This window comes from Thalassolituus sp. UBA2009, assembly GCF_002335285.1.
GTDB classification, from domain to species: domain Bacteria; phylum Pseudomonadota; class Gammaproteobacteria; order Pseudomonadales; family Oceanobacteraceae; genus Venatoribacter; species Venatoribacter alkanivorans.
In genome coordinates this window covers 1-9,223 of the sequence record NZ_DDCJ01000041.1, presented here as the reverse complement: position 1 = coordinate 9,223, position 9,223 = coordinate 1, and the positions used below count along the sequence as shown (strand labels likewise).

The following is a 9,223-nucleotide window of genomic DNA, read 5'->3' as shown; positions in this document are numbered from 1 at the left end:
CAGCTCGCGCTCGATCAGGCTTACCACCGAGTCGTTGAGCGTCCGCGGAGTTGCCCCCGGATAAGAGGCATAAATACTGACCGACACCGGCGCCACCGGGGGATAGCGGGAGACCGGTAATTGCGGGATAGCGATCACGCCAATCAGGATGATGAATAAGGCGATTACCCAGGCAAACACCGGACGATTAATAAAAAACCGGGACATAACTAGGCCTCCAAATTCAGTGCACGTCAGCGCTGAGCTGCTGACTGTCAGCGGCATTTTGCCAGGGGCGTGCGACAACCTGCGCGGCCGGGCTCAGGCGTTCGATACCCTCGATGACCACCTGTTGGCCAGCGCTTAAGCCGGATACCACGCGGTAATAACGCCCGCTCAGCTCGCCAACCTCGATGGCGACAGGCTGCACCTGCCCTTCAGCATCCAGCACCCACACGCTGGCATCACCCGCCGGACGGGTTACGGCTTCCTGAGGAACAGTCAGCGCAGCAGGATAGTAAGCACGGGGAACCCGGGCACGGACATAAAGACCAGGCAGTAAACGATGTTGCGGGTTTTCGGTCAGCACACGCAGCAGTACGTCGCCGGTACCGGCATCCACTTCAATACCGGAGAACAGGATATGGCCCTGAATGCCAAGCGGCTTACCATCGCTGTTGAGGATTTCCACGGCCGGCTCCGGGCCGTCTGGGGCGGTCTGCTGACGTATATCTTCCAGCATTGAAGCTGGCAGACGTACGTCCACATACACCTGATCAATTTGCTGGATTCTTGCCATGGCGGTGGTGTCCGTCGGCGAAACCAAAGCACCTTCACTGACCAATGCCTGATCGATACGCCCGGAGATAGGCGCTTCAACACGGGCAAACTGCAAATTCAGTTTATGCCGTGCCAGCGTTGCTTTAGCCTGGGCAACGTCAGCCACAGCCTGATCACGTTGCGCCACCGCATCGTCATATACCTGACGGCTGACCGTACCGGCACGCATCAGCGGGGCAAGGCGATTCACTTCATGATGAGCCCTTTTCTGAACGACCCGGGTACGCTCTAAAGCAGCGGCTGCGCTATCAACATCGGCCTGAAATACCGCCGGGTTGATTTGAAACAGTACGTCTCCCGCTTTAACCTCAGCCCCCTGTTCAAACAGACGACGTTGTACAATACCGCTGACCTGCGCCCGTATTTCAGCATTACGGACAGCCTTTACCCGGCCGGACAGGTCTTTGGATAGCAGCAGTTCTCCGGGCTCCAGAGTCATCACCGACACCTCCACCGGAGGAGGCGTTTCCTGAGCCGGTACCGCCGCATCACAACCGGCCAGTCCGCACATGGCAATTACAGCTACCGACACAATGCTTAAGTGCCGTTGCTTGAAATACATAAATATTCTCCTCAGCCTCGCTGAACAGCGCTCTCCCAAATGGCGCGTTATCACGCGCCTGAGAACCAGAACGGAATTATGACGGGCAACTGTTGCGATGAACTTGAGGCTTTGTGGAGAACTTATGGAGAGAGTGATAATGTTCGGCCGTTTCAGTGTCAGAGCAATCCATGTCCAACACTAATACTCCTGCAGGCCCGGCAACTCCGGCACTCGTGTTGATTGCCGAAGATGAAACCGAGATTGCCGATATCCTTATTGCTTATCTGCAACGCAGCGGACTGCGCACGCAACACGCCACCGATGGCCATCAGGCGCTGGCCATGCACCAGACATGTAAGCCGGATCTGATGCTTCTTGATGTGCAGATGCCGCAACTGGATGGCTGGAATGTTCTGAACGAAATCCGCTCCCGGGGCGATACACCGGTAATTATGCTCACCGCCCTCGATCAGGATATCGATAAGTTAATGGGACTGCGTCTGGGGGCAGACGACTATGTGGTTAAGCCATTCAACCCGGCCGAAGTGGTCGCCAGAGTACAGGCCGTGCTGCGGCGTACGCGGAATCATACGCCTGCCACGGCACAGGTGTTGCGCGTCGGGCAGTTCCAGATCGACCTGGACAGCTACGAAGCAAGCATCTTCCTTAATCATCAGCAGCAGAAACTCGATCTGACACTCACGGAATTCAAACTGCTCGCCTGCCTGATGCGGGCGCCGAAACGTGTTTTCAGCCGCGAAGAACTGCTGGTCAGCTGCCTGCCCGAAGGCGACAGCCTGGAACGCACGGTCGACAGCCATATCAGCAAATTGCGTAAGAAGCTTGAAGCCGCAGGGATTCAGGGAGTTCCCCTCAGTGTCTGGGGTGTGGGTTATCGTCTGGGGGATGATGTATGAAGCCAGTGGCCGGGTTACGCAGACAAATTATTCAGTCGCTGGCGCTGATGGCACTGGGCATCATTTTCCTGTCGGTGTTTGGTTCTTACGTATTCTATGCCATTGCGATGGCCTACCTGCCGGACAGTATTTCCGAAACCTGGGTACCTTCACGGGTGGAAATGATCTGGATCGTCTGCACCATCATTGCCGCTCTGGTGATGGCGTTGTTCGTCGCTGTTCGTTTGTCACGGCGGATTCTTACGCCACTGAACTCGGTGGCGGAAAGTCTGCGTGAACTGGCGGAGGGCAAGCTGGACGCCCGCGCTTTTATGGGGCGTTATTCCATGGGTGAAACCACTCAGCTGGTGCGCGATTTCAATGCCATGGCCGAACGCCTGCAGAACATGACCCGCGAGCGCGAGTTCTGGAATGCTGCCGTGGCTCATGAGCTGCGCACCCCGGTTACCATTCTGCGTGGTCGCCTGCAGGGTTTGGCGGAAGGCGTATTCACTCCCAGCAGCGATCTGTTCCAGGGCCTGCTGCGGCAAGTCGAAGGACTGAACCGCCTGATCGAAGATTTGCGTGTGCTGAGCCTCAACGATAGCGGCCATCTGGAGTTACATCAGACCGAAGTGAAGCTGGCAGAGGAAATCAATGCGGTTATTGATTCTTTCGCTCCCCAGTTACACGCCAAAGGATTCAGGCTGAATCCGCTGCTCGATACCACAATGCAGGTCTGGTGTGATGCCGTACGGATACGTCAGGCGCTCATGGCGCTGCTGGAAAATGCCTGTCAGCATGCCGACCCCGGAACCCTGACCATACATCTTCATCACGCAGAAAATACATGTTATCTGAGCGTGACAGACGAAGGCCCGGGCATCCCCGACGACGCTGCAAACCATATATTCGAAGCATTCCACCGGGTTGAACCATCACGCTCACGGAAAAGTGGTGGCAGCGGTCTTGGCCTTGCCGTCGTCAAAGCCATCACAGAAGCCCACAACGGCCATGCCCTCTGCCAGCGCACAGCTCAGGGAGGAACAACCTTTACTCTTGCCTGGCCGGTTAGTGCCGCACCGGTGAGCCATTGATTCAAACAGAGTTATTGCCATTACGGGCAACAAAATGCTCAGCGTTACCGCATCTGCTTTATAGTAACGCCTCTGAAAAATAAATATCCGGATAACCTGCTCTGGTTACCGCCGCATCATCGGTCCGGCTTGGCTCACTGATTTCCCCTTACGGAATTTTTACGGCAACCCGCGCTTTGCTGTCTCGAATTTTTACAGCCTCCGGCCGGACAATAGCGTTGTTGCCTGTCCGCTGGGAGATATGCTGCGTGTTAAGGCTTTTTCGTCCGGTTTTATTTGTCTGTGGTCTGCTGGCCTTTGTGATAGCCGCCCTGTTGCTGGTACCGGCCCTGTATTCTTTATTCTGCGGTGACGGTGAGTACCGCGCGTTCTTTCTTGCTGCCTGCATCGTTACGTTAATTGGCTGCACGCTGGTGGTGCCGGGCCTGAACCGTCCCTTTGCCTTAAACGCGCGCCAGTTGTATCTGCTGACCAGTCTGAGCTGGCTGATGCTGTCACTTTACAGCGCCCTGCCGCTGATTCTCGCCAACCATCCGCTGAATTTTTCCGATGCCGTATTTGAGGCGGTGTCAGGCATTACCACGACGGGTTCTACGGTGTTGTCGCAGCTTAATACCCTGCCGCCCTCTATTCTGTTGTGGCGCTCAATGCTGCAGTGGACTGGCGGTTTTGGTGTGATTGGTATGGCGGTGTCTATTCTGCCGTTTCTGCGCGTCGGTGGTATGCGTCTGTTCCAGACTGAATCATCCGACTGGTCGGATAAATCGCTGCCGCGTTTCCACGATCTCGCCCGCGCGCTGCTGTCTATGTACTGCGGCTTTACCCTGCTCTGTGCCTGTTGCTACTGGCTGGCGGGGATGACTCCCTTTGATGCAATTAACCACGCTATGACCACGGTTTCGACCGGCGGTTACGCCACCGATGACAGTTCTATGGGACGCTTTAACAGCACCATTCTGTGGATTTCGGTGGTGTTTATGTTGCTGGGGGGAATGCCATTTACGCTGTTTATCCGCTTTGTTTCACAAAAGCGTCTGAGCGCACTGCGCGATCAGCAGGTCTATGGTTTTTTACTGGTGGTACTGGCGCTGGTTTTCCTGCTCACCCTGCAGCTGTCACTGACTCAGGAGCGTGATTTTTTCACCACCCTTACCCATGTGGCGTTTAATATCGTGTCGGTGATTACCACCACAGGTTATGCCTCACAGGATTACACCATGTGGGGCGTATTCAGTGTTTGTCTGTTCTTTTTTGTCACCTTTATTGGCGGTTGTTCTGGTTCAACCAGTGGCGGCATGAAGATATTCCGTTTTCAGCTGTCATGGCTGTTTCTGCGTGATCAGATGAATAAACTGGTGCATCCGCGCGGTACCTTCTCTATCCGCTACAACGGGAAAACCGTCTCCGACGATATTATGGTGTCGGCCGTCGCGTTCTCATTTTTATTCTTTCTGACCCTGACCATTACCAGTCTGGCGCTGGCGGCTACCGGACTGGATTTTGTTACCTCATTTACCGGCGCCGCTACCGCACTGAGCAATGTCGGCCCGGGTTTAGGTGATATGATTGGCCCGGCCGGTAACTTTGCTCAGGTAACGGATGGCGCAAAATGGATTCTCAGTTTTGCCATGATTCTGGGACGTCTGGAGCTGCTTACCGTGATGGTGCTGCTGAGCCCGGTATTCTGGAGAGGATGATTGTATGCTGCTGAACGATAATAGCAGGTGGCGCTGGTCACACTGGCTACTGGCCCTGGCCGCGCCGTTACTGGCCACACTGGTATGCTGGTTTTTTTCCGACCTTTTACCGGCCGCCAGCCTTGCTTTATTTTATCTGGCAGCGGTACTGCTCACGGCCGTCTCCACCGCCATCCGCCCGGCATTGCTGAGCGCGGTTGTCTCCTTTCTGTCGTACAACTTCTTTTTTACCGCGCCACACTTCACCCTGTTTATTCTGCACCGCGAAGACATTCTCACCGCCTCTTTGCTGATTCTGGTCGCGCTGGTTACCGGCCAGCTGGCCGCGGGTTTACGGGAAAAAGTCGATGCCCTGCAAAGCAGCGAACGCTGGACCAAACAACAGATGATGCTGGCACAGTCACTGGCTTCCTGTGTGCAGGCCGGAGAACTGATTGATATTTTTCTGCAGGAAGTACAGGCCCTGTTCCGACCCGATTTATTGGCACCTGACACCCAGTCCGTTGTCCACACCCGCGCCAGCAACGAGCGCAACGGTGTTAAGAAAGGCAGTTTAAGCAGCCACTGGAATAATCATTGTTTTCATATCGTGCTGTGCGACAACGATCAGCATCTGCACGAAATTCAGTTACCACTGAAAACGCCGGTGAATGCCTGGCTGAAAACCCGTATTGAAGCCACCGCCGAAATTCTGCGCCTCGCCTGGAGCCGGGTATTACTGGTCGAAAATCTGCAGCAGGAAACCGTGATTAAAGAGCGCGAACAATTACGCTCGGCCCTGCTGTCATCCATTTCCCACGATTTACGCACACCACTGGCCACCATGATCGGATCGGTCAGCAGCCTGTGTGATCTGCGCCCAAGCCTGAGCGAAGCACAACAGGATGAACTGTTAAAAAATACACTGTCGGAAGCACGCCGCCTCGACCGATATATTCAGAAATTACTGGATATGACCAAGATCGGTCAGGGTGAATTAAAACTGGAGCGCGACTGGGCCGGCATCGACGATATACTCAGCGTTTCTCTTAAACGCCTGCAGCCGTTACTCGACGGCCAGCAGATTATTACCCACATAGACCCGGAATTACCCCTGCTCTACGTCCATGCCGCACTGCTGGAACAGGCCACCTTTAATGTGCTGGAAAATGCCGTACGCTACACCCCGGCCGGTAAAAATATTCAGATTAATGCCCATGCCAGCGGCAACCGTCTGCTGATTGATATTGCCGACTCCGGGCCGGGTATTCCGCCGGAACACTGGCCGCATATTTTTGATATGTTTTTTACCCTCGCCAAAGGCGATCAGCAGACCGGCGGCACCGGCCTCGGCCTGACCATCTGCCAGGGAATTCTCGCCGCCCATGGTGGCAGCGCCAATATTCTTTACAGCTCCACAGAACAGGGCACCTGTTTCCGCCTCAGCCTGCCTGTGGATAATGCCGTACCTGGAAACAATGCTGAGCCTATGGATAACACCAACCGGGGAACGCTATGACGCGCATTCTGATCATTGATGATGAACCGCAGATACGCCGCTTTTTAACCATCAGTCTGGAATCGCAGGGCTATCAACTGAGCGAAGCCGATACCGGCCGCCGCGGGCTTGAACAGATTGCGCTGGAGCAACCGGATCTGATTATTCTTGATCTTGGCTTGCCCGATATCGATGGCCAGCAGGTATTGCGTGAATTACGCACCTTCTGTGAAACGCCGGTCATTGTGTTATCGGTGCGCAACAGCGAGCGGGAAAAAGTGGAAGCGCTGGATAATGGCTGTAACGACTATGTGGAAAAACCCTTTGGTGTAAAAGAATTACTGGCCCGCATCCGTGCTGTTTTGCGCAGCGCCAGTGGTAAAGAACAGGCGCCAATGGGCTACGACGACGGTCATTTAAAAGTGGATTTACCCTCACGCACCGTCAGCGTCGATGGTGAACGCATCCGCTTTTCGCCGCGGGAATATGAATTATTGCTGGAGCTGATCCAGCACCCGGGGCAAATACTGACGCAGCAATATCTGCTGCGAAAATACTGGGGTGACAGTCATATTGAAGACAGTCATTACCTGCGTATTTTTATCCGCCAGATTCGTAATAAACTCGGTGACGACCCAACTAAACCGGCCTATATCGAAACCGATGCCGGGGTTGGTTATCGTTTTATCGGTGAATTAAAAAGCCTCTGAATACCTCAACGCTGAATCTGCCGTATCAGCGCCGCCGGTATTGCTGAGGTGTCATACCGCTCCAGCGTTTAAAGGCTTCGCGGAAGCTGAGCAGATCTTTAAAGCCACAGGCGCTGGCCACAGAGCTGACTTTCTGTTGCTGGTCATCCAGCAGCAACATGGATTTTTTCAGTAATTCTTCATCGCTGATCTGGCGGAAGGTCAGCCCCGCTTCCTGTAATTTTCGTCTTAATGTGCGCGGCGAAAGATTTAAACCGGCAGCAACATCATCTAATGCCAGACGTTGTTCGCTGCCCTGAATCAATGCCCGCACCTGCCAGCCGATATCACCCTTCTGTACCTGCAGCACCCGTTTCAGTTCGGCCCCGGCCACCAGCATGGCCTGTTGTTTCGCCGCCGGATTCGCCAGAGGCAGAGGCTGATGCATGGTATCGCGGTCGATGCGGAAACCACTGACCGGTGAATTAAACTGCACCTTAGCGGCAAAATAACGTTCATAGTCTGCCGCGTGAGGTGGTGGCGGATAATTCAGACGAATTTCAGTGAAATAAAATTCGCGGCCCAGTAATTGAGCAATCTGTACCTGCAGGCTGGTGAACAGCATTTCATGGGCAAACACCGAATTCAGCGGATATTCCATGCCCTCGCGTTTGCGCACTTCAATATCATAACCACCCTCACGCATCGCGGCCGTCAGGGTAAAGCGGCTGCGCAATAACACCCGCAGCTGATTGGCGGTAGCCAGTGCATCGCCCAGAGTTTTGCTGCTGAACAGCGCCGCCGACAATAACCCCCAGCGCGACAGATTCAGCGCCTGCCCCAGTGCCAGACCAAAATCCGCACGCGCCGCCAGGCGGTACAGATTGCGGTAAATCCGGTCGAACTGCTCCGACGATACCAGCGAGCCGGCCCGGCTCAGCTGTGCTTCATCCAGTCCGGTACCAAGCAGCGCCTGCGCCGGAACAATGCCTTCGCGGCGCATAAACTGCTTCAGCAGAAACAACTCTGCACCGGGGTAGATTGCCTGTTGCTGTAGCTGGCTCATCGTCTTTCCTGAGTGGTGTGCGGACAATAAACGGGGTCTTTCGGACAAAAACCATAGGGTTTAAGGCCATTTAACGCTTTTAAGGTAGCCTTAACAACCGGATTAGCGGCTAATACATTCTGAACCGGCGGCCATTTGCACTGTTTTACCGCAGCCGCCGGAGTGACAGGATTATCTGCAACAGGAAACAGGTTATGAGCATAATAAAAAAATATATCCCGGATTCACCGGCATTCGGAAAAGATACGCTACAGCAGTCCGATGCGCAGCGTATTGAAACCATCCGCAGCGTTATCCGTGCTGCCGGCGATGATGCCCGCCGCCGCTACCCGATTCTCGCTAATCAGAATCTTATTGGTATGAGCGTTTTTCTGTTTGCCATCAGCGCTATTCTGCTGACGGGCTTTGCTTACTGGCAGGGCATGATCAGCGCCTGGCTGTGTATTCCGACGGTCGCTTTTTTAACCTCGCTGCTGCATGAGCTGGAGCACGATTTAATTCACTGGCAATACTTTAAAAACAACAAACTGATTCACCATTTAATGATGGCCGGTGTGTGGATTTTCCGTCCGGGAACAATTAACCCCTGGATTCGCCGCCACCTGCATTTTCTGCATCATAAAACCTCAGGTACCGAGGCCGACATCGAAGAGCGCGGTATCGGCAATGGCCGCACCTTCGGACCACTGCGCTGGCTGATTATGCTGGATACCTTTGTTGGAAATTTCACCCGCGCGCTGGTCGAAGCGCCGAAGGGTAAAAAGCTGTATCACGCCGCCCGTGTGCTGGCCGCGAACTTTCCCCTGCCATGGATCACCGCCAGCATCTGGTACAGCGTACTGGGCTACCATGCGATTAATCTGATTGCGCCTTATTTTGGTGTTATTCCGGCGTGGTCGGCCGAAACCCTGGCGCGCTTTGAACTGCTGGATAAATGG

General features: G+C 54.4%; 9 protein-coding genes. 6 read left to right on the top strand and 3 right to left on the bottom strand.

All coding sequences use genetic code 11. The features are described 5' to 3' along the window. Together B3P58_RS04655 and B3P58_RS04650 are read right to left on the bottom strand one after the other, a co-directional pair. The coding region (locus tag B3P58_RS04655) for an efflux RND transporter permease subunit (protein WP_286716332.1) at positions 1 to 207 on the bottom strand (207 nt) is incomplete at its 3' end. Positions 208 to 223: 16 nt separating this feature from the next. Next, positions 224 to 1,381: an efflux RND transporter periplasmic adaptor subunit gene (locus tag B3P58_RS04650; RefSeq protein ID WP_286716330.1), complete on the bottom strand. Its 1,158-nt coding sequence runs from the start codon at positions 1,379 to 1,381 to the stop codon at positions 224 to 226. Between the two features lie 170 nt (positions 1,382 to 1,551). On the opposite strand from B3P58_RS04650, the gene B3P58_RS04645 reads away from it, so the two are divergent. From B3P58_RS04645 to B3P58_RS04625, 5 genes are all read left to right on the top strand, one after another. Next, positions 1,552 to 2,280: a response regulator gene (locus B3P58_RS04645; protein WP_145466438.1), complete on the top strand. Its 729-nt coding sequence runs from the start codon at positions 1,552 to 1,554 to the stop codon at positions 2,278 to 2,280. Further along, a complete protein-coding gene (locus B3P58_RS04640; protein WP_286716329.1) occupies positions 2,277 to 3,356 on the top strand; it encodes an ATP-binding protein in 1,080 nt (359 codons plus the stop codon). The genes B3P58_RS04645 and B3P58_RS04640 overlap by 4 nt, the downstream gene beginning before the upstream one ends. Before the next feature lie 248 nt (positions 3,357 to 3,604). After that, positions 3,605 to 5,053 carry a TrkH family potassium uptake protein gene (locus tag B3P58_RS04635; protein ID WP_286716328.1) on the top strand — a complete coding sequence of 483 codons (1,449 nt, stop codon included), beginning with the start codon at positions 3,605 to 3,607 and terminating at the stop codon, positions 5,051 to 5,053. A 4-nt stretch (positions 5,054 to 5,057) separates the two neighbouring features. Continuing rightward, positions 5,058 to 6,551, top strand: a complete 1,494-nt coding sequence (locus tag B3P58_RS04630; RefSeq protein ID WP_286716327.1) for a sensor histidine kinase — start codon at positions 5,058 to 5,060, stop codon at positions 6,549 to 6,551. Further along, the gene (locus B3P58_RS04625; RefSeq protein ID WP_286716326.1) at positions 6,548 to 7,240 is read left to right on the top strand and encodes a response regulator; all 693 of its coding nucleotides are present in this window, start codon (positions 6,548 to 6,550) and stop codon (positions 7,238 to 7,240) included. Before B3P58_RS04630 ends, B3P58_RS04625 begins: the two co-directional genes overlap by 4 nt. Before the next feature lie 25 nt (positions 7,241 to 7,265). Here the strand turns inward: B3P58_RS04625 and B3P58_RS04620 are convergent, their stop codons facing one another. Continuing rightward, on the bottom strand, positions 7,266 to 8,285 hold the full coding sequence (locus B3P58_RS04620; RefSeq protein WP_225693038.1) for an AraC family transcriptional regulator: 1,020 nt from the start codon (positions 8,283 to 8,285) through the stop codon (positions 7,266 to 7,268). Positions 8,286 to 8,479: 194 nt separating this feature from the next. Here B3P58_RS04620 and B3P58_RS04615 point away from each other — a divergent pair. Continuing rightward, the coding region (locus tag B3P58_RS04615; RefSeq protein WP_286716325.1) for a fatty acid desaturase at positions 8,480 to 9,223 on the top strand (744 nt) is incomplete at its 3' end.

Coding starts and splice junctions, on each gene's coding strand:
- B3P58_RS04645 (WP_145466438.1), top strand. CDS start 1,552: ATGTCCAACACTAATACTCCTGCAGGCCCGGCAACTCCGGCACTCGTG.
- B3P58_RS04650 (WP_286716330.1), bottom strand. CDS start 1,381: ATGTATTTCAAGCAACGGCACTTAAGCATTGTGTCGGTAGCTGTAATT.
- B3P58_RS04620 (WP_225693038.1), bottom strand. CDS start 8,285: ATGAGCCAGCTACAGCAACAGGCAATCTACCCCGGTGCAGAGTTGTTT.
- B3P58_RS04630 (WP_286716327.1), top strand. CDS start 5,058: ATGCTGCTGAACGATAATAGCAGGTGGCGCTGGTCACACTGGCTACTG.
- B3P58_RS04625 (WP_286716326.1), top strand. CDS start 6,548: ATGACGCGCATTCTGATCATTGATGATGAACCGCAGATACGCCGCTTT.
- B3P58_RS04640 (WP_286716329.1), top strand. CDS start 2,277: ATGAAGCCAGTGGCCGGGTTACGCAGACAAATTATTCAGTCGCTGGCG.